Source organism: Photobacterium aphoticum (genome assembly GCF_001029435.1).
Classification (GTDB): domain Bacteria; phylum Pseudomonadota; class Gammaproteobacteria; order Enterobacterales; family Vibrionaceae; genus Photobacterium; species Photobacterium aphoticum.
In genome coordinates this window covers 65,412-87,866 of sequence record NZ_LDOV01000027.1, presented here as the reverse complement: position 1 = coordinate 87,866, position 22,455 = coordinate 65,412, and the positions used below count along the sequence as shown (strand labels likewise).

At 47.7% G+C, this 22,455-nt stretch carries 19 protein-coding genes; 10 read left to right on the top strand and 9 right to left on the bottom strand.

The window, feature by feature from the left end:
* Nucleotides 1-141: 141 nt before the first annotated feature.
* The gene (locus ABT58_RS15280; protein WP_047875293.1) at nt 142-378 is read right to left on the bottom strand and encodes a DUF3389 domain-containing protein; all 237 of its coding nucleotides are present in this window, start codon (nt 376-378) and stop codon (nt 142-144) included.
* A gap of 1 nt (nt 379) precedes the next feature.
* Entirely contained in the window at nt 380-814 is a 435-nt protein-coding gene (locus ABT58_RS15275; protein WP_047875292.1) for a hotdog fold thioesterase, read from the bottom strand.
* Between the two features lie 191 nt (nt 815-1,005).
* Between ABT58_RS15275 and ABT58_RS15270 the strand changes: the two genes are divergently transcribed.
* The 4 genes from ABT58_RS15270 (at nt 1,006) to ABT58_RS15255 (ending at nt 5,535) form a co-directional block, all read left to right on the top strand.
* Entirely contained in the window at nt 1,006-1,791 is a 786-nt protein-coding gene (locus tag ABT58_RS15270; RefSeq protein ID WP_047875291.1) for a M48 family metallopeptidase, read from the top strand.
* Nucleotides 1,792-1,918: 127 nt separating this feature from the next.
* A complete protein-coding gene (locus ABT58_RS15265; RefSeq protein WP_047875290.1) occupies nt 1,919-2,860 on the top strand; it encodes a LysR family transcriptional regulator in 942 nt (313 codons plus the stop codon).
* 199 nt (nt 2,861-3,059) lie between these two features.
* Nucleotides 3,060-4,166 carry an adenosine deaminase family protein gene (locus tag ABT58_RS15260; protein WP_047875289.1) on the top strand — a complete coding sequence of 369 codons (1,107 nt, stop codon included), beginning with the start codon at nt 3,060-3,062 and terminating at the stop codon, nt 4,164-4,166.
* Nucleotides 4,167-4,203: 37 nt separating this feature from the next.
* Nucleotides 4,204-5,535 (top strand): NCS2 family permease, encoded by a 1,332-nt coding sequence (locus ABT58_RS15255; RefSeq protein ID WP_047875288.1) that lies wholly within the window; start codon nt 4,204-4,206, stop codon nt 5,533-5,535.
* A gap of 104 nt (nt 5,536-5,639) precedes the next feature.
* On the opposite strand, the gene ABT58_RS15250 is transcribed toward ABT58_RS15255, so the two are convergent.
* Nucleotides 5,640-5,831, bottom strand: coding sequence for a hypothetical protein (locus tag ABT58_RS15250; protein WP_047875287.1), 192 nt, complete (start codon nt 5,829-5,831; stop codon nt 5,640-5,642).
* Between the two features lie 105 nt (nt 5,832-5,936).
* Entirely contained in the window at nt 5,937-6,398 is a 462-nt protein-coding gene (locus ABT58_RS15245) for a TetR family transcriptional regulator (protein WP_047875286.1), read from the bottom strand.
* Nucleotides 6,399-6,845: 447 nt separating this feature from the next.
* Between ABT58_RS15245 and ABT58_RS15240 the strand changes: the two genes are divergently transcribed.
* The 3 genes from ABT58_RS15240 to ABT58_RS15230 all read left to right on the top strand — a co-directional run bounded on the left by ABT58_RS15240 (nt 6,846) and on the right by ABT58_RS15230 (nt 12,146).
* Nucleotides 6,846-8,540: an AMP-binding protein gene (locus ABT58_RS15240; protein WP_047875285.1), complete on the top strand. Its 1,695-nt coding sequence runs from the start codon at nt 6,846-6,848 to the stop codon at nt 8,538-8,540.
* Between the two features lie 315 nt (nt 8,541-8,855).
* Complete coding sequence (locus ABT58_RS15235) at nt 8,856-10,316, top strand: serine hydrolase domain-containing protein (protein WP_047875284.1); 1,461 nt, start codon at nt 8,856-8,858, stop codon at nt 10,314-10,316.
* Between the two features lie 663 nt (nt 10,317-10,979).
* The gene (locus tag ABT58_RS15230; protein WP_047875283.1) at nt 10,980-12,146 is read left to right on the top strand and encodes an MFS transporter; all 1,167 of its coding nucleotides are present in this window, start codon (nt 10,980-10,982) and stop codon (nt 12,144-12,146) included.
* A 790-nt stretch (nt 12,147-12,936) separates the two neighbouring features.
* Here ABT58_RS15230 and ABT58_RS15225 read toward each other — a convergent pair.
* Nucleotides 12,937-15,606, bottom strand: coding sequence for a hybrid sensor histidine kinase/response regulator (locus ABT58_RS15225; protein WP_047875282.1), 2,670 nt, complete (start codon nt 15,604-15,606; stop codon nt 12,937-12,939).
* A gap of 99 nt (nt 15,607-15,705) precedes the next feature.
* On the opposite strand from ABT58_RS15225, the gene ABT58_RS15220 reads away from it, so the two are divergent.
* Nucleotides 15,706-16,194 (top strand): hypothetical protein, encoded by a 489-nt coding sequence (locus ABT58_RS15220; RefSeq protein ID WP_047875281.1) that lies wholly within the window; start codon nt 15,706-15,708, stop codon nt 16,192-16,194.
* Nucleotides 16,195-16,198: 4 nt separating this feature from the next.
* Entirely contained in the window at nt 16,199-17,251 is a 1,053-nt protein-coding gene (locus ABT58_RS15215) for a porin (RefSeq protein WP_047875280.1), read from the top strand.
* A 116-nt stretch (nt 17,252-17,367) separates the two neighbouring features.
* On the opposite strand, the gene ABT58_RS15210 is transcribed toward ABT58_RS15215, so the two are convergent.
* Nucleotides 17,368-18,279, bottom strand: coding sequence for an ROK family protein (locus ABT58_RS15210; protein WP_047875279.1), 912 nt, complete (start codon nt 18,277-18,279; stop codon nt 17,368-17,370).
* A gap of 215 nt (nt 18,280-18,494) precedes the next feature.
* On the opposite strand from ABT58_RS15210, the gene ABT58_RS15205 reads away from it, so the two are divergent.
* Nucleotides 18,495-18,713: a hypothetical protein gene (locus tag ABT58_RS15205; protein WP_047875278.1), complete on the top strand. Its 219-nt coding sequence runs from the start codon at nt 18,495-18,497 to the stop codon at nt 18,711-18,713.
* 135 nt (nt 18,714-18,848) lie between these two features.
* On the opposite strand, the gene ABT58_RS15200 is transcribed toward ABT58_RS15205, so the two are convergent.
* From ABT58_RS15200 to ABT58_RS15190, 3 genes are read right to left on the bottom strand one after another with little or no spacing between them, the layout of a single operon-like run.
* The gene (locus ABT58_RS15200; protein WP_047875277.1) at nt 18,849-19,433 is read right to left on the bottom strand and encodes a PqiC family protein; all 585 of its coding nucleotides are present in this window, start codon (nt 19,431-19,433) and stop codon (nt 18,849-18,851) included.
* Between the two features lie 2 nt (nt 19,434-19,435).
* The gene (gene pqiB, locus ABT58_RS15195; RefSeq protein ID WP_047875276.1) at nt 19,436-21,079 is read right to left on the bottom strand and encodes an intermembrane transport protein PqiB; all 1,644 of its coding nucleotides are present in this window, start codon (nt 21,077-21,079) and stop codon (nt 19,436-19,438) included.
* The gene (locus tag ABT58_RS15190) at nt 21,076-22,407 is read right to left on the bottom strand and encodes a paraquat-inducible protein A (RefSeq protein WP_047875275.1); all 1,332 of its coding nucleotides are present in this window, start codon (nt 22,405-22,407) and stop codon (nt 21,076-21,078) included. Before ABT58_RS15190 ends, pqiB begins: the two co-directional genes overlap by 4 nt.
* Between the last annotated feature and the right edge of the window lie 48 nt (nt 22,408-22,455).

Here is a 22,455-nt window from a genome sequence, read left to right as displayed (position 1 = left end):
ATATACAATGTTATCAATAATAAGCGGTGTCAAAACATCCAAAACAAAAGCAAAATAATGCCGTCAATTTAATGACAAACCTATCATTACATCATTGATAAAATACTTTATAGGAATAAGTGCTCTGCAAGCTTGTTATGATCACTCTTGAATCGCGATACCAATCGCGTCTGCAACTTCCTGCAATTGTTCAACTGAATCTAGACGCACTGACCAATTTACACCCGATCCCATTGCGGTGATCACGTTAGCCCCTCGTCCCATTAAGGTAATGTCATCCACCATGGCTTGCAGGGTGACGCGTGCCTGCCCATTTAATCGCACCACTAATTCATGTTGGTTTGCGATGATACGGCCTTCAGAGAATGTGATATTCATGTTATTGCTTCGCTTTCTTATGCTTCATTACCGCAATGGTCAATCGGCTGGTACACACCATGCGACCACGCTCATCGGTGATATCAATTTGCCACACCTGGGTCGTGGCACCTAAATGCGCGGGGATCGCTTTCCCAATCACATAACCACTGCGCATGGCGCGAATATGGTTGGCATTAATATCAAGCCCAACACAGTAGTAGTCCTCGGATACGCACATGTTAGCTGCTAACGAGCCTAAGGTTTCCGCCAGTACGACCGAGGCACCGCCGTGTAACATCCCTAACGGCTGATGGGTACGCGGTTCAACCGGCATAGTGGCCGTTAAACTCTGGTCATCAAACGCGGTATACACAATTCCCAAATGCTCGACGAGCGTGTTCACGGATGTTTGATTCAAACTGTCCAGCGTGAACGATTTTTTCCACATTGACATGCGTTTACCTCAATTTTCATTCCGATTGTGATCATACAGGAACTGATTGATCCCACAATTACCAATTTGGCTGAATTACGCCGCAACATTTGCGTAAATCCGTCGCAACAACTGCGTTAAGACTAGCGAGAAAAAGGGGTTTTGCGTGTATAATCTGAGACTTGGAATAAGTAAACATGACAGGAGTCACCATGAATCGTCCTCTGGCTATTGCTGGCCTGATTGCGGCCACCTTTGCATTGAGCGCATGTAGCAGCTCACCCACTGGCCGCAGCCAAATGCTTTTATATTCACAGCAAGATATGTCGCAGTTAGGGGCACAATCTTTTGACGCACTAAAGCAGCAAGAAAAGATCTACACCGACAAAAAAACCAATCAGTACGTACAGTGTGTTGCGCAATCTATCACGCAAAAACTCACCGGCCCAGAAGCAGCAGAGCAATGGGAAGTGGTGGTGTTTGACAGTGATCAGGTGAATGCGTTTGCCCTGCCTGGCGGCAAAATTGGTGTGTATACCGGGCTGTTGAAAGTCGCCAAAAACCAAGACCAATTAGCCACGGTCATTGGCCATGAAGTTGCCCATGTTATCGCCCAACACAGTAATGAGCGGTTATCGCGCACGCAAATGGCGGACATCGGTTTGGAACTGTCCAGCCTGGCGATCAGCGGGACGCAATACCACGGCGCGGCAATGGCCGGTCTGGGTTTAGGCGTACAATATGGGGTGTTAATGCCTTATGGCCGCGCGCAGGAATCAGAATCTGACATTGTGGGTTTACGTTTGATGGCAGAAGCAGGGTTCGATCCTAATGCCAGCATTGATTTGTGGAAGAACATGGCCAAAGCCTCGGGGGGTAACCAGCCGCCAGAATTGCTTTCTACCCACCCTTCTCACGATACGCGCATTGATGATTTAAAAGCCGAAATCGCAAAGCTGCCAAGCTATAATGCGCCGCGTCCTCAATGTAGAATATAATCACGCAACATAGTATTTTAAGCACCGTTCAATGCCCTTTTATGTCGAAATAGTGATGTTTCGATATTTCGGTCATCGGACGGTGCTTTTTTGATCCACTCTCTTTTACCGCGTGACGAGTCGCATCATGAACCTAGATACAAAATGGCTGGAAGATTTTCTTATGCTGGCCGATCTTCAGCATTTTTCCCGTGCCGCCGAAGCCAGACACATCACCCAGCCGGCCTTTGGTCGTCATATTCGCGCATTAGAAAAAGCCATTGGCCAACCCTTGATTGATCGCTCCACCACGCCCATTAGCCTGACGCCTGCGGGTCGCCAATTCAGAACCGTGGCCAGAAACATGATTGCGCAGATGGAAGATGGACTCAAACTGCTTAACGGCATTGAACAACCGCTGCAAAATCCGATTCGAATTGCCAGCCCGCACTCGTTATCTTCACCGACATTGCTTGATTTGATTGATCACGTAAACCAGCAGCAAGACATGCCGTTTTCTGTCGATATTTTACGGGTCGATTGTGCGGTAGATTCGCTGATCCAAGGCCAGTGCGATTTCTTCTTAGGCTTTGAGATCCATTCGTTACTGCAACCGCCCTTTAGCAACGTATGCATTGGTCAGGGCGATTTTTTGCTGGTTTCCGCGACTAACAGCAACGGTGAGCCACTTTTCCAGCCTTCTGCCGAGCATGCCACGCCTATCATTCGCTACAGTGCCGACTCGTATAGCGCCCGCTTAATTGAACAACACCAACCGGGATTAAAGCCATTACATACCTATCCGGTGTTTGAAAGCTCAATGTGCCAGTTACACAAAGACATGGCACTGCGTGGCAAAGGCTTGGCCTGGCTGCCCGATGCCCAAATTCAACATGAACTGGCAGCTGGTACGCTCAAAGCCATCGATCCGACTCACTACCGCTTCCCGTATCAAATTCGCCTGTATCGCAACTCCGCGCCCCTGCGTCATCATGCGCAGCAGTTGTGGCAACAATTACACAGCGACATTCAACAAGGTTGGCAGCTCAGTCGAGCATGGCATGCAACACACACGCTCGTCACTGACTAACGCGCCGTTATCGCGACTTCCCGCGCTTTTTCCTTATAAACGCAATCTGTTTCTTATTGCCAAAAACGTCTTAACATAACGAGTCAGTGCCGAATCGGCACTGACATATCGATATTTGCATTTCACATTTTCTTGTTTGAGGAGGATACTCCGCGCCAAAGCAAACGATTGCGCAAACTGTTGCGTCAAAGAGGTTACTGTGGCATCCGATACACTTTCGCTATCAGCGTTTTATCATCAATTTCCCAAAGCAGATCTGCACTACCACTTACTGGGCGGTGTACGCCTTGAAACCATGCTGGCTTTTGCCGACAAGTATGGTGTTGATCTGCCTGAGCAGGAAGCGAAATGCTATTACCGTGCCTATCAGCACGAAGGCAGCGTGGTAAAAGGCGGTATAGAAGCGCTGACCTTCCTGTATCAACTGATGCGTGAACCGGAAGACTACTATCGCGTATTAACGGAAGTGGCAGAAGATGCTCATGCCTGTGGCGTGCGTTATATCGAAACCTTCTGGAACCCGAGTGACACAGCCCTGTCTTACGCCACCGTGACTGACACACTGGCGCAAGCCATTGAGGATGTGGAACAACGTTTAGGGCTGATTGTTCGCCTGATCCCGTCTATCAACCGTGAAAAATCCCCCGAAGAAGCGGTAGACATGGTGAATGCGATGATCGCGTACCCACACCCGTATGTGTTGGGTATCGGCATTGATTACAAAGAACATAACGCACCGGTTGAGCATTTCTGGAAAGCCTATGCACTGGCTCAATCACACGGTTTACGCACCACGGCACACTGTTCGGAATTTGGCCTGCACTGGCGCAATGTGGAAACCGGTGTGGAATTGATCCATGTTGATCGTATTGATCACGGCTACACCCTTATTGATAACCCTGAACTCACCGCGCTATATGCACAGCATGGGATCCCATTTACCGTGATCCCTTCTAACACCTATTATTTCAAGCTGTGGCCGGAGCACGAACAGTGGGCGATGAACCACCCTATCCGCACCATGGCGAAAGCTGGCCTGAACATCATTCCGTGTACCGACGACTGGCATATTCATGATACCACCAGCGCCAACTGTTACCGCGTGATGGTGGAGGATTTCGGTTTTGATCTCGACAGCCTGCGCCAAATGCTGATCAACAGCATTGAAGCCTGTTGGATGCCAGAAGAGCTCAAACAGCAGTGGCTCACTGAATGGACCACTGACTTTGATCGCCTGCGCGGGACCTTGGCCGCAGAGCCCGTGATTGCACCACATAAATTGATTCAGTATTGCCGCGCACGTTAACGGCCAGACCTATTTTGACGACTTATAGAGGGACCCCATGGAAACTGTAAGCACCAAGCCCGCTTTTAGCCTTGCCAGCTGGTTTGATTTTAAAGGCAATAACACCAACCTGCGCATAGAAGTGATTGCCGGACTCACCACCTTTGCGACCATGGCATACATGGTCGCCGTAGTACCGAATATGCTGAGCAAAGGCGGTATTCCGTTTGACAGCGCATTGACCGTAACCGTACTGATGACGGTGATCACCACCATTGCGATGGCGGTGTACACTAACCGTCCGTTCGTATTGGGCCCGGGTCTAGGTAGTGTGGCGATTTTCTCTTACACCCTGCTGGGTAACGATGTGCCGCTGGGCATTGCTGCGGGCATTGTGTTCATCAGTGGTGTGCTGTTTATGCTGGTGTCCTTTTTAGGGGTACGTGACTTTGTCGTGCGTGTGATCCCACACAGTGTCAAAGTTTCGGTTGGCGTGGGTATCGGCCTGTTCATTGCCTTACTGGGCTTTAAGCAAGCAGGAGTGGTTGTGGCGGATCCGCGCAAAAACGTGCTGATCTTCGGTGACTTAGCCTCACTGGAAGTCTTAGTCGCCATGCTGGGTTTCTTCTTGGTGCTGTTTTTTGTGTCGCGCAAAATTCAGGGCGGGATCATTCTTGCGGTATTGTTGACTACGTTGATCAGTTTGCCACTGGGTATCACTTCTGTACCTGATAGCCTGTTCAGCATGCCGGGCAGCATTGATAACATGTTTTTCCAGTTAGATGTGATGGGTGCACTTAGCCCTGTCTATCTGCCTTTCTTGCTGGCGTTCTTTATTCCGGACTTTTTCTCTACGCTGGGCGCGCTACTAGGCATTGGTGCACAAGCGGGTTATCTCGACAAAGATGGCAACCTGCCTGGCATTGAGAAAAACTTCCACGTGGACTCCAGTGCCACAACCTTTGGCGCCCTGTTCTCTTGCCCGGTGCTGACGACTTATGTGGAAAGTTCTGCGGGTGTAGAAGCGGGCGGCCGAACAGGCTTCACCGCGCTGGTGACGGCAGGCTGTTTTGCGCTGACACTCTTCTTGGCACCACTGGCGGGCATGATCCCAACAGAAGCGACCGCCCCTGTGCTGATGTACATCGGTATCGCAATGATGAGTTCGATGAAGAAAATCAACTATGACGACATCACCGAATACCTACCAGCCTTTGTGTGTGTCGTGATGAGCGTGTTCAGCTTCAACGCCGGTAACGGGATTGCCGCTGCCATGTTGGTGTATGCCTTCCTGAAGTTAGCCACAGGCCGCTACAAAGAAGATCACTGGTCAGTCTACGTGATTGCCCTGACGATGATTTACTACTTCTACATCATCTCTGCGCACTGATTTTAATGTTGATATCAATAAGCATGTAGGAAGCGCTTAAAACAAAAAAGACCGGTCACAAGTATGACCGGTCTTTTTTTATCAACAAATCAAAGATAACGACATTACTTCGTTAACTCTTCCCACTTGTCGGTTAAATCATTCTTGGCATCGTCTGCTTTATCAGAAGCATCTTCAATCACATCATGCACTTCTTCAAACGAGCGTGCATCCAATGCATCTTCAATCTCGTCTTTAAACGTGACACCGATATACACACCCAGACCCACCAGGGCAATCACAATATATTTCAGCATTACTTATTCTCTTGTATCCATAAACCATCACCCAGAGCCGTACGCCAGCTAAACATGCGCACGCGCCCAAAGGTGTTTCTTTCACTGTGCATTGGTGCCGTTACGCTAGCGCACCAAGCTGATCAACGATTTGCCCAGCAGCCATTCCAGCTCTTTCTCGCTTTCAGGACCAAAGCGTTCTTCACATAACTGGTATAAACGCTCAATACCACGCTTAGAAAATTCGCTGGTCGTTTCCGCCGTCGCAATGTGGTGGAACAGCAGACGCAGTGTCGCACGGAACTGTTCATCATCCAAAGCCACCAGCCAGCTATCGGTAAATTCTTTCAAGCCATGATTCAACTCTAGCTTTTCAACGAACAAACGGAAGATACGACCATCAAGTGCGTTGGCGAAATCCTGTTTTTTCGGAAAATGGTGACTGATACCGGTACGGGAGATACCCGTCTGTTTACTTAATGTGGTGTACGACATTTTGTCGTAACCCAAAGTCAGAATCTGATCGACAACCGCATCCATGATTGTCTGAATGGTGATTTCAGTATCTTCTTTACTACGCTTTGGCATAATGAATGGACTCTTTCATCTTATTCAATTAACAAGCTGCCGACGAATGATCTCAGTGACGATCACAGGTAAGCCTTGTCACTCTCCGGTCATGTAAAGGGGCTAAATCGGCATTCACGCTCAGTCAACGCATTGACAGCCCACACAACAAAATATCCCTATACGGCTACAACTATGCGATGAATTTATATTCAATTAATCACATTACTCTTTCATAAATCGCAACAAGTATAATAGAAACATGAATTTATGAATAGGTTATTAAAGCAATAAAATTGACGCCGCCTGAGCTATTCTGGTCTATTTTCAACAGAGAATCCGCGATATCTTGCCTTTTTTTGACACTGGTCGAAGGCATATGCAACACAACTTATTGACAAGCAACACTTGACCCACCCCTCGAGTTAGCATTATTTTAACAAAGGCATAACAATAAAGGATCGCATTATGACGTTACCGCTGCACATGGATCGCACAGACACATCGGCAACGGCACAACCTATGCCTACCGATATGATGTTAAAATGGGCCGATGAGCGCGCCAATGACGTTTATCTACGTCAGATTATCGACCGACAATTTGTTGATTTCACGTATGCTGAAGTCACGCAGCAAGCTCTCAAACTGGTCAGTGCCTTGCAAGCACAAGGACTGCAACCCGGCGACCGCATTGCTATTATTTCGAAAAACTGTGCCGAGTGGTTCATTACCGATCTCGCACTCATGTTCGGCAGCTTTATCAGTGTACCTATCTTTCCCACCGCAGGGGCCGATACCATTGAACACTGCCTGACACACAGTGAATCCAAAGCCATTTTTGTCGGTAAACTGGATGACGCAGCCGCCATTTCTTCCGTGTTAGCCAAATACCCCGACGTCACTTCCATTGCTTACCCGTATCCTTCTGCACCGAAATGTCACTTTACGCTCGCCGACTTCATTGGCGATCACTCTCCGTCTACGGCGCGTCCTGTCCACCAAGACGATGATCTGATGTCAATTGTATACACATCAGGAACGTCTGGCCTACCGAAAGGAGCACTGCTCAATTACGGTGCGTTTTCTTGGTCTGCGCAACGTCTGGTTGAACATATTGGAATGCAAAAAGGGGAACGTTTGTTCTCTTATCTACCTCTCGCTCACATTACCGAACGCGTGTACATTTTTGGTTCTTCCGTTATGGCAGGTATTCAAGTCGCTTTCCCCGAATCGCTGGATACCTTCATTGACGATGTCAAAATGCATCGCCCCACCCTGTTCATTTCCGTACCGCGTCTGTGGACCGTCTTTCAGCAACGTATTTTCGATAAGTTGCCGCAAGGTAAATTAAATCTGCTGCTCAAAATCCCGTTTATCTCTGGCATCATCAAGCGCAAGCTGGCTGATGGATTAGGTTTAGATCAAGCGCGCGTACTGGGCTGTGGCTCCGCACCGGTTTCTCCTGCCCTATTACGCTGGTATGAAAGTATTGGCCTGAACATCACAGAAGCCTGGGGCATGACCGAATCTTTTGCCTACAGTACGCTCAACCACCCATTCCGTAGCGATAAAATCGGGACCGTCGGTAATGCAGGCCCGGGTATCGACGTGAAAATTGCCGAAGATGATGAGATTCTGGTGCGCAGTCAGGGCTTGTTTGCAGGCTACTACAAGAACGAAGACGCCAGTCAAGCGATGTTTGATGCAGACGGCTGGCTACGTACCGGTGATATCGGCTTCATGGACAATGATGGCTACCTCACCATTCAGGGACGCAAGAACGACACCTTCAAAACCGCCAAAGGCAAATTTGTCTCTCCGGTGCCGATTGAAAAGCGAATTTTTGAACTGGGTAACTTTGAAATGTTATGTGTGGTGGGCTCAGGTATGCCAGGGCCTATCCTTCTGGCGGTGCCCCATGCCTATCCGAACTTCGATCCTGAGCGGTATGCCCGCAGCGCTGAACGGGTGATCAATACCCTCAATGAGGAGCTAGAATCTCATGCCAAGATTAAAGGCGTGCTGATGATCAAAGATCCCTGGAGTATCGAAAACGGTATCCTTACGCCCACATTAAAAATCAAGCGTCATGTGTTAGAGCAGAAATACCATGAGATTGGGGCACAATGGCCGAAAGACCAACTTGTGCAATGGGAGAAGTAGCGAGCCATCGCACACTTTTTCCTTTTTCACCTTATCCGGAAAGCAGTCACATTGACGTGGCTGCTTTTTTCTCACACTCTGATAGATACTTATAAAACAGTTAGTTAAAAGTTATCACGCTATCACCTGTCCCCCATCCCTTACCTAGATTGATATTCTCTACACTTTTTAGTGCAACAAAATTTCGCTCTTCAAAATAACGCAGAGTCACTCCAGAAATTTTGTCCTTATCCCTGCCGCGCCACATCATTAAATAGCTGAACAAAGATCAGAGTGATACGTTGAATATATTTATTACTCTCTACAGCAGAATCTATGAAAAAGCTTAAGACTTTGAATGCGTTACTATTGCTGGCACTCTTTCCGCTGAGTGGCGCTGTTAGTGCCAATGAAACCATCACGTTATCCGGCAGCCAAAGCAGCGAAGGCACCATTACCCTCACCGGATCTTCACAAAACGCCGATGGCAGTTTTTCCTTAAGCGGCCCACAAAGTGCCAATTCGGCCACAACCAACAGTGATACCGCAGGCCAAACGCAACAAAAACTGGATGAGTATATTCATCACCTCAACAGTTACGGCCGCTTCAGTGGTAATGTACTGATTGCCCAAAACAACGATGTGGTCTACGAAAAGTCTATCGGTTATGCCGACGTTAAGCTCAAACGCCCTATCAATAAAGACAACCTGTTCAAAGTAGGGTCGATCACCAAGCAAATCACTGCTGTGACGATTTTACGTCTGCATGAGCAAGGTAAACTCGACATCGATAAGCCTGTCGACAAATACTTCCCGAAACTCAAAGACGGCAAAAACATCACCATTGCAATGCTGCTGAACCACACTGCAGGCTTGTACCGCGATCCGTCATTACGTGAATACGACAAGAGTTGTTCATCTAAAACCTTGGTCAATAACACCGTCAGCAAATCCCGCGTGTATGCCCCAAGTAAAATGTTCAACTACAACAATGCCAGTTACTACCTACTGGGTGACATCATTGAACAAGTAACCGGGCAAGATTACGAAGATTACGTCACCACCGAGATCCTTCGCCCGCTGGGAATGAAAGACAGCAGCATGAAGCTGACGCTCTCGTTCCAACTGGCAAAGTCCTATGAACTGTCTGGCCTTGTCGATGCGCATATCACACCGCCAGGCTGTGCATGGTCAGCCGGTGAACTTATTACCACCGCACGCGATCTTCTGGTATGGAGCCGTTCACTGAATACCGGACAAATCATTTCCCGTGATCTTGTCGCACGCATGTATGATCAGCAATACGGCGTATTCAATGAAGAAATTGGTGGTACCTCTTACTTTATCCATCAAGGGGAAATTGATGGCTTTAAAGCGGTACTCATCCAAGAGCCGAAGACGAACCTAACGGTTATTGCGCTGAGTAACCTGTTCAATACCAATATCGACCTGCTTTCTATCGACTTAGTCAAAATCATGAATGACCAGGCCCCTGTGGGTCGTGTCATTCCGCCAAAAACCAACTTCGCAAAATGGCAGCACGATATTGACGTGATCGGGAATTACTTAGATAACGACGGTGTCCCGTTGCAGGTGGTATATAAAGACGGCGTACTGAAAGCAAAAGTAAACCAATTTGATATTCCACTGAAAATACAGACGCGAAATAGCCTATTTGCAGTCGGGATTGATAATCAGATCCGTATCAATCGCCATGATAACGACACCACGAACGAGATCGTATTCTTCTCCCGTGATGGCCGTTACCTCTCTCGATTCACGCGAATCTCTAAATAACCCGCGTTACGCTCCGGCTGTTTGCTAAAAACAGCCGGAGTTTTTCAACAATTATCATCACTTTGTCACTTCTTTCCTCTTTATCTTCCGCTCTCTATTCCTTTCAAGCCTTCATGATATAAATCTTTATTTATCATTATATTAAGAGGTTAAACCTCAATTAACACACCCCAAGCACTTGTATGCTTACAGCGTTCAAAATGTAGGTTTCAACCCATTACCAGTCAAAGTCTGCTCCTACCTGTTATTTTTTTTCATTTTCTCTCGGCAAAAATGCGCCAAACCCCAACGCAAAGAATCATTAGATCACTAAATAACCACCCACAAACAACATAGCAAACCCGACATTTTGATTACCCTATATTTCATATAAATCATCACCTTAACCAATGACCGTTGTTACACAACCCATTGCACTATGATTAGTGATAGATACAAAATTTCTTACTATTAATCTCGATAAACTACACTAGGGATAAGCATTAGTTTTACTCATTTTACGTCCCCCTGAATTCGGTTCATAGTCCCGATCCGACTGAATACATCTCCTCCCGTATTTATATTGTCGTCGAACACTCAGAGACCCGAGGGTCCAAATAAAGCCACTTTTCTGTCCAGGAAAGGGCTTTTTATTATTTCTGTCTGCTTTTGGAGAATAACGTAGTGAACGAGCACGCTACCGTCGCATCGCGTACGAGTGTTTGGGTACCAGTTACTGGGCTCACCATTTTTGCTATTGCATCAGGCTACCTAATGAGTCTGTTACCGCTATCATTGGTGAGTCATAACATACCTACCTATGCGGCCAGTTGGTTGGCCAGTATTTTCTATGTAGGTTTGTTATTAGGCTCCATGCTGATTGAACCAATCATTAAACGTATTGGTCACCGCATGGCATTTATCGCTTTCATTTCTCTATTGGCAGTGTCAGTAGGGATCATGGCCGTTTACACCTCATTGAGTGTATGGCTAGCGGCCCGTTTCGTGGCCGGTATTGCTGTGGCCGGTATTTTTGTTGTGATTGAATCTTGGCTATTGATCGGCGATAGCAAAGAAGAGCGCGCAAAGAACCTTGGCCTGTACATGACCTCTCTGTATGGTGGTACCACTGTGGGTCAATTTGGTATCGGTCTGTTCGGTACCACAGGTATGATGCCATTTATGGTGGTTATGGCCCTTTTAGCGATGTCTATGATGCCGGCGTTTATGGCTAAAAATGCCAAGCCAGCGGTAGAAGAACACATCAGCCTGACTTGGAAACAAATTCTGGGCCTAAGCAAACCTGCGCTTATCGGCTGTTTGGTTTCTGGTATCGTGATGGGTTCTATTTACGGCCTGTTGCCTTTGGCACTGCGTATTTCTGAAACCACATCGAATAACGATCAGATCGGTGTATTGATGGCTGCAACCGTACTGGGTGGTATGTCTATTCAGCCGATTGTGGGCAAACTGTCATGCCGCATGTCAAAGTCCCTGTTGTTGGCACTTGTCAGCATTCTGGGTGTGTTTGCCATGGGTATTTACCAGCTTGATCAGAACTATGTAACGCACATTATTGCATTGGCACTGCTGGGCATGTCAGCGTTTGCACTGTACCCAATCGCAATTACACTGGCGTGTGACGGTATTGAGTCGGCTTCAATTGTATCCGCGACACAAATCATGCTGTTCAGCTACAGCGTGGGCTCTGCACTGGGTCCTGTGGCAGCGCAATACTTCATGCGTCACAGCCTTGGTCTGATGGGTTTCTTCTTCGTGGTGCTGCTGGCGACTGCCATCTACATGCTGTTTGTCAGCATGAAGACCAAGCCAAGCGTTATCGCAGAATAAGCATCGTCAGTCTCTCTAAAACAGACAGCAGAAAGGGCGTAACTTCGGTTACGCCCTTTCTTTATGTTCGTTTTTTATTTTTTGGAGGAGGGAGAGATGTGTATTTCAGGCTGGAAGACATTTCACATCGCCCAAAAAAGAGCGGGCGCGACTTTCGTCGCGCCCTTTGGTCTTACTTGCAGCAATCCGGCTACTATGGTGCTCCCTGCATCATTCCATGATTGATGCTGTTTCCGTCAGCGTCTTCCCTTAGTATCCGTCCTGGATATGTCCTTTTGGTCATCACCTTGACCCGTCGAAACGTCTTGTCTCGACTCTCTTCTCCGTCCTGGAGGTGTCCCTAACTTCATCCTGAAGTGGTCCATGTCTGTCGTCCTGACGAGTAAGTGTCCTACCTACTCTATCGCTTCCGTTCGATGTTCCCTTCACAGTCCTTGTCCGATACATCTTCCTGATATACCGACCTCATCCTGAGGTTGCCAACATCCTTGGCTACTATCCTGTTCCGTTCCGTCAGTTCCTTCCGACGAGGTACAGATTACGTGATTCAGGCAGGCAAACAACCTATCACGATCACATTTTTCGCTGCATTCTTCTGTACATTAAAGGCTCATTTTATAAGCCTCTGTTCTACAAAGGCAAAATATTTAAATAAATAAACGCAATAAGACAAAATATTAAAAATCGCACATTCCGTGTAAGAGATCTCTTACAAAAAGGAGAGCAAAATGCTCCCCTCTTTAAAACCGCTAAACGAAAGATTGTATCAAAAACAACCTATCACCCGCCTTTATGCCGGCTCAGCTATCTTTTCTAACTTACCCAGCAGGACATTTTTCTTAAAGGGCTTAGCGACGTAATCATCCATCCCGACATCAAAACACTTACTGATGTCTTCATCCAGCACACTGGCTGTCAGGGCAATGATCGGCACACCGGCTTTACCTAAGCCTTGCTCCCACTCTCGAATGTTCTGTGTGGCGGTAAATCCATCCATGACAGGCATCATGCAATCCATCAATACCGCATGATAGTCCTTCTCGGTTTTAATCATATCGACGGCTTCTTTGCCGTTATTGGCAAAATCACAGACATATCCTGCTTTGGTGAGGAACAACCCGGCAACACGTTGGTTCACTTGATTATCTTCCACGATCAGTATCTTATGCTGAATCGTCTCCACGGCTTCTGCAGCAACCTCTGCAACCACGGCTGTAGTTTCAAACGTCGTCGCCTGCGCTCTCTTTTGGGTAAAGGCATTATGGACGACCTTGGCAAAGCGCAGCCCCAGTAACGGCATAGAGATAATGCCATCGACGCTTTCATCCACACTGCGTAAATCAGTACTGTGCTGACTGCACAACAAGAGTGGTACGTTCGGGAACAGATCATGAACTTGCTTTAAAGCGGGCACGAGATCATCATCGTGCATCGGACAGTAAATCACCGCATCAACCGGCTCAGTCGCCGGACATAACGCATGACTCACCCTCATCTCAATGCCAAAGAAAGCACTTTCATGGCGCAAACGCTCCACAATCTCAACGCTATGGGAATCCGGTGCTAATACATGCACCGTTTTACCCCTGCAATCTGCCAAGGCATCGGCGCTTTGCTGCAAGACTTCGACAGTCAGCGTGAAGAAGAAGGTGCTGCCAACGCCTTTTTCAGACTCCAACGCGATCTCTCCCCCCATCAACTCGACAAGTTGGCGACAAATCGCCAAACCAAGCCCGGTGCCACCGAATTCACGGGTAATGGAGCCATCTTCTTGGGTAAACGGCGCAAACACTTGTTGTTGCTTGTCTTTAGCAATCCCGATACCGGTATCTTTCACCGCAAAACGCAGCCCCACTTTCCCCGCTTCATCTGCCGCTTGGCGTGAAATCGCAATGGTCACACTGCCCGATTCGGTGAATTTCACTGCATTAGAAGCCAGATTCATCAATACCTGTCGTAAGCGGTATTCATCCAGTAACACCACATCCGGCACGTCATGTTCCAACTCCACATTCAATGCCAGCCCACTGGTGGCCGCTTTGGCCAACACAATAGAAATGGTGTCATAAGCCACTTCACGTACACGGCATTCACTCGGGGCCAGTACCAAGTTGCCCGATTCAATTTTGGAGAGATCCAAGATGTCATTAATCAACAACAACAAGGTTTGTGAGGAGGTTTCAATGGTCTGGACATATTCAGACTGAGACGGTGTCAGTTTGGTATCCGACAGAATGCCCGACATACCAATAATTCCATTCAACGGGGTGCGAATTTCATGTGACATATTCGCCAAGAAGGAGCTTTTCGCAATACTGGCTTTTTCCGCTTCTTCTTTTGCTTGTACCAAGTTCTTTTGGTTTTGTACCCGCTCCTCAATCAATTGATTCAGCTTATGACTAAACACGGTAAATTCATCATTCCCGTCTGTTTTGATTTTGGCATCCCCACTTTCTGGGTGTTCCAAATTCGCCATTCCACGCAGAATACGATCGAGGTAAGCACCAATACGGCGAATCAAGTTCGTACCCAACCACATCAACAATAAGGTAGACAACACAATGGCCGATAGATACCCCGCAATCAGTTGTTTGGCATGCTGCACAGAAGCATCAATATTGGTCGTTAACTGCTGACTGATTTCTTCCACCACAAACTGAATTAACGACAAACGCTTATCCAATGTGATGATATCTGCCGCTTTGTCTCGTGAGGTTATTTCCCCTTCAAAGGCGGCATTACGAATTTGAAAACTGGCGGCAAAAGCGGGATCCGTAAACACATTACTGAGCAGTTCTATCTGCGCCGGGGTCGCATTGATGGTTAAATAACGCTCAATAGTCAGTTGCTGACGCTCAATCACCGTATCCAGCGATTCTTTAAATTCGCTCCATGCCGGTTGTGCGTACATCAAATGGATGTACCAGTTTTCTTGCTGTGCCCATAATTTCAGCCACTGCAACTGATACAAAATCGACAATTGCTGTTCAATATTGGCATCTCGCACATCGACCACGGATTTTTCCAGCATAACCAGACGCTGAACAGCAAGATCCATTCCCCATTCAGACCAGTCATTCATGTCTTCAACAGCCATATCACCGTAGTCTTCAATCAACATCGGCAATTCTTCATTAACGGATTGCATCTGTGCCATGGTGTCAGCATCTAACGCTAAATCCGTAAACTGGGAGATCGCCGTAATCTCGGTCTCGGCTTTTTGCTTCAATGCTGTCGCATCACCGCCATTCAATTTCGTTATTTTCAAACCGTGTAATGCATCCGACAATTCTGAGCTGGTCGCTAACATGCCCATTCGCTCTTGCAATGCACTTAATTGATTGACCCGTTCAAACAATAGCCTCAACTCAATGACGGTATAAATACTGGCAAATATCAGCGGTAAAATAACTAAGCATAAAAGCCTGAGTTTGATGGAAATACCATTGAGTAGGGCCATGTTCACTCCTTGAAAAAATATTGCCATGTCCAGTTGTAGGGACATCAATGTCTACTATCATTTATAGCAGGGTTACTAAATGATGATGGAAATTTATTGATGTTCAATGGACTGAGTTTGCTCACTTTTTTTCCAGCTGTGCTCATTGCGGCATCCCTGATGCTGACCAGTACAACGGTCACAGCCAGCACAGAAACAAAAAAAACTGAAGAGGTCGAATTTGCCGTTTTTTCGATGAATGGTGAACTGCCGCCACTCACGAAAAGTAAGGCGCGCATGCTCTATAAAGGCAAAACAAAGAAGATAAACGGCAGCATTAAAATCATTTTGGTGGATTTACCTGAAACATCCATTCATCGTGAAGAGTTTTACAATATGTTGCTGGGTAAGTCGGTCACACAGATGAACGGCTATTGGGCCAGTTTGTCGTTTTCTGGCAAAGGAGCACCACCAGAAGAGTTAAGCAGCGATGACATTAAAGAAATCATTGAATGGCTTAATGCCAATCCTAATGGCATTGCCTATGCGCCCATCAATGCGGTACCGGAAAATGCCAATATCTTAATCACTGTCTTACAAGGAGAGTAAAGGCATGTTTAAACTTTCACACCTATCACTGTCTTTGCTTGTTGTCCCTTGCAGCGGGCTGGCTGCTATTTCACTGACGGATAATTTTTCCATCAGTGGCTTTGGCTCAACATCGATTACCCAATCTGATAATAGCGTGCCGATTTTTGTGCATCGGGAAATTACCGATGATGTCTGCTATGACTGTGACACCATCTTTGGACTGCAGGCTGATCTCGCCATTACTGATGCTTTTAATGCCTCCGTACAGGTGATTAAACGCCCGCAAGATGAATGGTCAGATCCGGAATTAGAATGGGCTTACCTGAGCTACGAATACCAGAACTTCACTTTCCATGGTGGCCGATTACGTATCCCGCTTTTTCTTGTTTCGCAATATTACTACGTCGGGCAAGCCTATCCGTGGGCCCGCCCCCCGCAAAGTGTCTATGACAGCTTATTAGGCGTGACGTATTACGACGGATTAAGCGCCGCTTGGCAATTTGACCTGAATGACGAAATCGTCATGAGTGTTTCCCCGTTCTACGGTTTTGGCCGTAAAAATGATATCGATGTGGGGAATAGCACAATCACGGTCGATGCGGATCATCTGGCGGGGTTTGCCGCTGAATTAAACGGCTTTGATTACCGCATTCATTTCAGCTACCTCAACACACAGTACACCATGACCACGGATGTGAATCCGCAAAAAGAGACGCTCAATATTTATACCCTCGGGGCGGAATACCTGTATGAAGATTGGCAGTTTATGGCAGAAGTTCACAGCGATAACATTCAAAGTAACTGGTACTTGTCGGCTGCGTACTCGTGGCAGGACTTCACGCCGTATGTCGTATATGAAGAAAGCCACCAGCGCAGGAAGACAAAAGGTGCCACGGTTGGGGTACGTTACGATGTCACGTCTTCTATTTCACTGAATGCGGAATGGCAAGGCGTGTACATGAAGCGTTCTGACTATGAACAAGGGGATATTGGCCAATTCATTTATCCACCTGTCGTTGCCGGTGAAGACAAAGATGCCAACCTCTATACCTTGATGCTGAATTTTATTTTCTAAGCCGCCTTTATGGCCTGAGTGATAAACAGCACTTAAATAATGTACATACAAAGAAGCCACCTCGCGGTGGCTTCGTCATTTAAACCGATGTTGATAGGCTTCTATGAAGACGGAAATTATTTCACCAGCATCGCCGCGCCGAATACGCCTGCACTGTCACCCAGTTTTGGCTTCACAATCTGTGTATTCAGAACCGGATTAAACAAGTGCGGCAAAATCGCCTGACGACCTTGTTCGTACAGGGAATCCACGTTGCCGACACCACCGCCAATCACGATCACATCCGGATCAATCACGTTAATGATACGGGCAACAGCCAGGCCAAAGTAGTCATGCATACGATCTATCGTTTGCTGGGCAATCGCATCCCCCTCTTGTGCCAAAGCCATAATCTGTGGCAAGCGCACTTTTTCAGTGGTCTGTGCGGTGTCGTTATAAAAACGCTCTAGACCCGTGCCAGACAATACCGTTTCCACGCAACCATGCTGTCCGCAGTAACACGGTGCGCCGTCTTGCTCTAACGGATTATGTCCCCACTCACCCGCGATACCGTGACAACCGTACAGCGGTTTGCCATTTACCACGATACCCGAGCCAACACCCGTGCCCATGATGATACCGAAGACCACTTCTGCCTGCGGATTAATATCATGTGCTGCACCCAGTTTGGCTTCAGCCAAGGCAAAGCAGTTCGCATCATTGGCTAACTTCACCGGTACACCCAAACATGCCGTCAGATCTTTATCCAGTGGCTGGCCGTTCAGGTGGGTCGAGTTACAGTTTTTCATTAAGCCTGTGGCAGGATCTAACGTGCCGGGTGTACCAAAGCCCACCGCCGTCGGATACGCACCGACTTCTTCGGCACATTGGTCAATCAAACGCTTAATTTGGCTGATAACATGCTGGTAGCCTTTCTCACCTTCCGTCGCAATGCGCTGTCTTACTACACAACGATCGTCTTCATACGCCATCACCGCACACTCAATCTTGGTGCCGCCGAGATCGATACCCCAGTAATACTTACTCATTGCTTTCTTGTTCCTTGTTATTTTCAATCTGTCATTGTCACAGCCTGTATGGCGTCGGACTTCTGCGAGTCATCCTGCGTCTTGGCAACAGCAAAGCGCGTAAATTCAGCCATACTTAGACTAAAGCGTTGTGATCATTTGCTTTATAGCAACCTTATCATAGGTGATCTGCAACATTTTTAACGCGTTTTACCGCATACTTTGGAGATAAAGTGATGTTTTTGAAAGAAGCACGAACAGGCGATCTGGTCGATGTGGTAGACATGGCCTCACTGGTAAATCCCTTTCTGTCACAAGTCACTGTGCAGTATCAATCAGGCGAAGATCTGGCTGATCCGGTGAAAATCAACAAGCAGCAGTTGTCCTTTCCTTCCGGTGAAGATTTACCGGAATGCTGGACGAACGGGTTCTATCGTCATTACCCGCAAAAATAATCCCCTGCCTTTGTCGCTCTATATCTAAAGATGCCAGATAGCAGGCAATAAAAAAGATAGCCCGAGAGCTATCTTTTTTGTTTTCTTTTACTTTTCTCGTAATCTTGCTTTCGCTTATTAGCAGCGCTGTGCAATCTACAGTTTCAGCAGGCTCACACGCTGGCTGATCTGCGTGGTTAAACGCTCAACGCCTTCCGACAAGGCTTCCACCTGTGCCGCATAACCGTCCTCCGTCAACGGTACCTGAATGAAGAATGGCTGGCGAATAACTGCCTCGCCCTCACCATTGACTACCATCCACTGGCCGCCCAATTGCGCAAGGCCTGAATAGTGACCATTGAACTGCGTGAACTGCAATTGCAGCTTCGGCAACCCCATGGCACTGACAGCAGGTGTCAGTTGATCGAACCAATAGGTCGATTGTTTCTGGCGTAAGTCGTCCACCACCGCACGGGTTAATTGCTTGGATAAGCTCTCTGCCCACAGGTTGTGTTGCGCCTGCACCACTTCGGTTTGGCTGACCTGATACACCAGGCCATTGCCACCCAGATGCTGCGCCACTTCAACTGGGCGCACAATCATCACGGGTTGCTGCGCATTGGCACTGAGCAAGGTGTTCGGCGCATCATTCATGGGTAACAGGTACGTTGTCGTCGTCGGCTCTGTGCTACTGCATCCTGCCAATACCAAGACAGCGGCAGCTAAAAGACTCTTGTACATACTTATTGTCCTCGTACCGGAATAGGATCCGCCGGTTTCTCACCCGTGAAAATTAATGAATTTGGTTTCTCGTTCAGCTGGCGCAATACCGGTTGTAGCTCAGTCATCACCTGCTCAAACTGATCCAAAGCCTGTTGCAAGTTCTGGTATGGTGCTGCTTCAGGACCATAACCATTCAGGGTTTCCTGAATCTGCTGCAAGCTCTCACGGATCTCCGTTGGGATCGCTTGGGTATCTTTCTTCGCCAACAGTTTGTTCAGCTCATTCGCCACTTTTTCGGCCGCAGCCAGTGTTCCCTGAGACGTTTCCAACGTACGGTTTAACGTCGCCAATGTATCTTCAACCGGCAGATCATTAATCTTGGTCAGAATGGACGAAATTTGTTTCTGGAACTGCGCAAACCCACCCGCTTTGGTCGGGAAGATGTCATAGTTCGCATACTTCGACTCTGTTGGCATCTTGTCATCTGGATACACTTCCGTATCAATCAACAAGGCACCAGTGAGCAGGTTACCGGTCTTCAATGTGGCACGCAGACCATTCTTGAATTCCTTATCCAAACTCTCTTTCAGCTCTGCCAATGTGGTGTGATGGGCATGGGTGTTCACACGGCCCAGCTCAATGCGGATCAATACCGGAATGTCTTTATTGGTGAAGCCTTCACGCGCCGTTGGCAGACTCAGTGGCACTTTCTGTACCGTACCGATACGAATACCCCGGTATTCAATCGGCGCACCCGGTTTCAGGCCACGTACTGATTCATCAAACAGCATGACATATTCCAGATACTCATCGAAGAAACGTTCACGTACATCTTTCAGATTGTTGTACAAACGGAACTTGGACATCTGCTTGGTGATCAATTCACCTGGCTCACGCCCTTTCGGGACACGGAAGCTCACACCACCAGTGATCAGCGATTCAATCGAACCGATCTTCAAGTTAAACCCTTCCGCTGACATTTGCAGATCCACGCCCGACGTTAACCAGAAACGAGTACGCTTACGGATCAAGCTGTCATACGGCTGGAAAATAAACAGCTGGTAATGGGCTTTTTTGGTTTTGGTATCAAAGGTCGTTTGTTCAACACGGCCCACCGTGAAACCTTCGTACAATACCGGATCCCCGACCGCGAGTTTGCCCGCTTCATTATGGGTCAGCACCAGACGCAGACCTTTCGCATCCGGTGGCGCGACAGGTGGCACATCCAACACTTCAAAGTGGCGCTTATCAACCTCTGAACGGCCGGGCTGCAACTGGATATAAGATCCCGACAGCAGGGTTTCCAAGCCTGACACACCGGACTTACCGATACGCGGCTTCACCACCCAAAACAGCGTGTCATCTTTTAGCATACGCGCCGCATCTTTGTTCATCTGTGCGGTCACTTCAATGGCACTGTAGTCTTCATTCAGGGTGACGCCGGTCACCACACCGACTTTGACATTCAGGGCTTTGATTTCGGTTTTTCCGACTTCAATACCCTCAGCCGTGTCCATTTTCAGCGTAATTTCCGGCCCTTGGCTGGTCATAAACTGAATCAACATCCAGATACCAATGCCGATCGCTATGATCGGCACTAACCATATGGAGGACACCTGCTTTATCGCTTGGGTCTTAGCGCTTGATGCTGGTTGCTCGCTCATAAACTCGCTTTCTCTTTATAAGGGTTTTCACTCGCAGACGGGGCCACAACACCATTTTCCTTCTGCCAAAAGACCCGAGGGTCAAAGGTCATTGCCGACAGCATGGTCAGTAATACCACACACGCAAATGACAAGGCTGCCGGTCCCGGATAAATCGCCATCAGATTTTTCAATTGCACCAAGGCAACCAAAATCGCGACAACGAAAATATCAATCATGGACCAACGCCCGATAAATTCAGTCATTCGATACAACTTGAGGTTTTTGATCGCTTTCTTTTCATCGTTCAATACCCCTTTTTTTGCATGAATGTATAACCATGTCAGGGCAAAGACTTTCGCCAATGGGATCACCACACTGGCCAAAAAGATCACTGCAGCAATCGGGTACGATTTTAACTGCCATAACAACACCACCCCTTCCATGATGGTCGAGCCTTCGGTTTTCCCCAAGCTCACGGTATACATCATGGGATACAAGTTCGCAGGCAACAAAAACACCGCTGCCGCAATTAACAGCGCCCAGGAACGCTGCAACATTCGCTCTGGCGCATACGGGTGCAGTTTGGCATGACAACGGCAACAACGCGGGTGAGCAGCCTCCGTCATCGGGTTCAACTGTGCGCACACATGACAGCTAATGTGGTTGTGATCGTTATGACAATCGCCGGCTTTCACCCCTTCGATGGGTTGCAAGGGTAAAAACTGCATCCACAGCCAAGTGCGATCGGCCATCGACACACACTTCACCACCAGCAAGGTATAAATACAGAACGCCCAGAATGACATGCCTAAACCGATATCGGCCAGCGAGGCGATTTTGATCAGGCTGACTAATACCCCAATCAAAAACACGTCCACCATCAACCAAGGTTCAATGGTGATCATAATGCGGCATAACCGTTTTTCCCGAGGCGTAATCTTTTTCTCGGATTTCCCTGTCAGCAAGCGTCCGGCACGGTAATACAGATACAATAGAGCCAGCAGGTAGATGGCCGGTAATACCAATACCGTCAGCAATAACAATACGGCTAACAGGCTGTTTTCAAACACATTGAGCATTTCAGCGGCATGCATCAGGGTAATTTGCTGGCTGATCCCTTTTACGCTGAAAGACATAAACGGAAAACTGATGCTGGCCACCAGCATGACAAGGCAGGCTAAACCGTATGACAGCGGACGTTGAAACGGCTGAGCTATGCGTTTCACTAACGTATGATCACATCGAGGGCATGACGCTTTTTCATCATCTGCCAATTCCGGCAGCGCAACCACTAAACCGCATTCTTCGCACCCAACTAGCTGTTGTGGCTCTTGTGGTTTACTCATGTAATACCCTAACAATTTGACATTCAATCATTATATACCCATCCGCCG

Excerpts from the sequence above, each read along its gene's own strand:
- ABT58_RS15280 (WP_047875293.1), bottom strand. The coding sequence starts at position 378 with ATGAATATCACATTCTCTGAAGGCCGTATCATCGCAAACCAACATGAA.
- ABT58_RS15275 (WP_047875292.1), bottom strand. The coding sequence starts at position 814 with ATGTCAATGTGGAAAAAATCGTTCACGCTGGACAGTTTGAATCAAACA.
- ABT58_RS15270 (WP_047875291.1), top strand. The coding sequence starts at position 1,006 with ATGAATCGTCCTCTGGCTATTGCTGGCCTGATTGCGGCCACCTTTGCA.
- ABT58_RS15265 (WP_047875290.1), top strand. The coding sequence starts at position 1,919 with ATGAACCTAGATACAAAATGGCTGGAAGATTTTCTTATGCTGGCCGAT.
- ABT58_RS15255 (WP_047875288.1), top strand. The coding sequence starts at position 4,204 with ATGGAAACTGTAAGCACCAAGCCCGCTTTTAGCCTTGCCAGCTGGTTT.
- ABT58_RS15250 (WP_047875287.1), bottom strand. The coding sequence starts at position 5,831 with ATGCTGAAATATATTGTGATTGCCCTGGTGGGTCTGGGTGTGTATATC.
- ABT58_RS15245 (WP_047875286.1), bottom strand. The coding sequence starts at position 6,398 with ATGCCAAAGCGTAGTAAAGAAGATACTGAAATCACCATTCAGACAATC.
- ABT58_RS15240 (WP_047875285.1), top strand. The coding sequence starts at position 6,846 with ATGACGTTACCGCTGCACATGGATCGCACAGACACATCGGCAACGGCA.
- ABT58_RS15235 (WP_047875284.1), top strand. The coding sequence starts at position 8,856 with ATGAAAAAGCTTAAGACTTTGAATGCGTTACTATTGCTGGCACTCTTT.
- ABT58_RS15225 (WP_047875282.1), bottom strand. The coding sequence starts at position 15,606 with ATGGCCCTACTCAATGGTATTTCCATCAAACTCAGGCTTTTATGCTTA.
- ABT58_RS15220 (WP_047875281.1), top strand. The coding sequence starts at position 15,706 with ATGTTCAATGGACTGAGTTTGCTCACTTTTTTTCCAGCTGTGCTCATT.
- ABT58_RS15215 (WP_047875280.1), top strand. The coding sequence starts at position 16,199 with ATGTTTAAACTTTCACACCTATCACTGTCTTTGCTTGTTGTCCCTTGC.
- ABT58_RS15210 (WP_047875279.1), bottom strand. The coding sequence starts at position 18,279 with ATGAGTAAGTATTACTGGGGTATCGATCTCGGCGGCACCAAGATTGAG.
- ABT58_RS15205 (WP_047875278.1), top strand. The coding sequence starts at position 18,495 with ATGTTTTTGAAAGAAGCACGAACAGGCGATCTGGTCGATGTGGTAGAC.
- ABT58_RS15200 (WP_047875277.1), bottom strand. The coding sequence starts at position 19,433 with ATGTACAAGAGTCTTTTAGCTGCCGCTGTCTTGGTATTGGCAGGATGC.
- pqiB (WP_047875276.1), bottom strand. The coding sequence starts at position 21,079 with ATGAGCGAGCAACCAGCATCAAGCGCTAAGACCCAAGCGATAAAGCAG.
- ABT58_RS15190 (WP_047875275.1), bottom strand. The coding sequence starts at position 22,407 with ATGAGTAAACCACAAGAGCCACAACAGCTAGTTGGGTGCGAAGAATGC.